This window comes from Pseudoalteromonas sp. SWXJZ94C (assembly GCF_015864385.1).
In the GTDB taxonomy this organism is placed as follows: Bacteria; Pseudomonadota; Gammaproteobacteria; order Enterobacterales; family Alteromonadaceae; genus Pseudoalteromonas.
The window spans coordinates 1-885 of sequence record NZ_JADYXF010000139.1; the positions used below are offsets into that span (position 1 = coordinate 1).

Consider the following 885-nt stretch of genomic DNA (forward strand, 5'->3'; position numbering starts at 1 on the left):
TATTTTGTTTAACTCAGTATTATATTTATTCATGCTCTGCTTTTGGGATAGATAGTGGTTTGGCGATTACTATCAGATCAAATTCAGAGCATGTTTTCAAGTTTTATTCCTTAAGATCCAACCTATGAGGAGGTATTACCTTATTAACCCATATCTCACTTTTCTGCAGACGTAAAGAGCCCGAATTATTAAATGCGGGCACTTTAAAACTTGAAGTCGGTGCGGAATGCCATAGTGCCCACAGCAGTGGAGAGTTGCAGTATAAATACGGCACTATCATTCTCTCAAGCTGCTTATTATCGCGCTATTGCTGAGACTGGTGAGCTAAGTGGACTTATTGAAAGTGGTTCATGAACTGTAATCGAATGAAATAAGGGATATTAATGAGAGTGTAAGGTGTGATTTGTGCGTTATCCCCCCACATTTCACTTTTCTGCAGACGTAAAAAAGCCCGAATCGTTAGATTCGGGCTTTCTACAATGTGAAGTCGGTGCGCTACGCATACGCAGTAGAATGTTTTAATGCCAAAGCGGTGGAGAGCCACAGTATAAATACGGCACTATCATTCTCTCAAGCTGCTTGATCGAGCTGTTGCTGAGACTGGTGAGCTAAGTGGGCTTATTGAAAGTGGTTCATGAGCTGAAATCGAATGAAATAAGGGATATTAATGGGAGTGTAGGGTGTGAGCTGTACGTTTTTCAACCACACTTCACTTTTCTGCAGACGTAAAAAAGCCCGAATCGTTAGATTCGGGCTTTCTACAATTTGAAGCCTGGTAATGTCCTACTTTCACATAGCAAATGCTACACTATCATCGGCGCTGTTTCGTTTCACTACTGAGTTCGGCATGGAGTCAGGTGGGTCCAAAACGCTATTGTCACCAAG

At 41.8% G+C, this 885-nt stretch carries 1 rRNA gene; it reads right to left on the reverse strand.

Annotated features, from left to right (window positions below):
• Window positions 1–770 precede the first annotated feature (770 nt).
• Window positions 771–885, reverse strand: a 5S ribosomal RNA gene (gene rrf / locus I6F65_RS21425).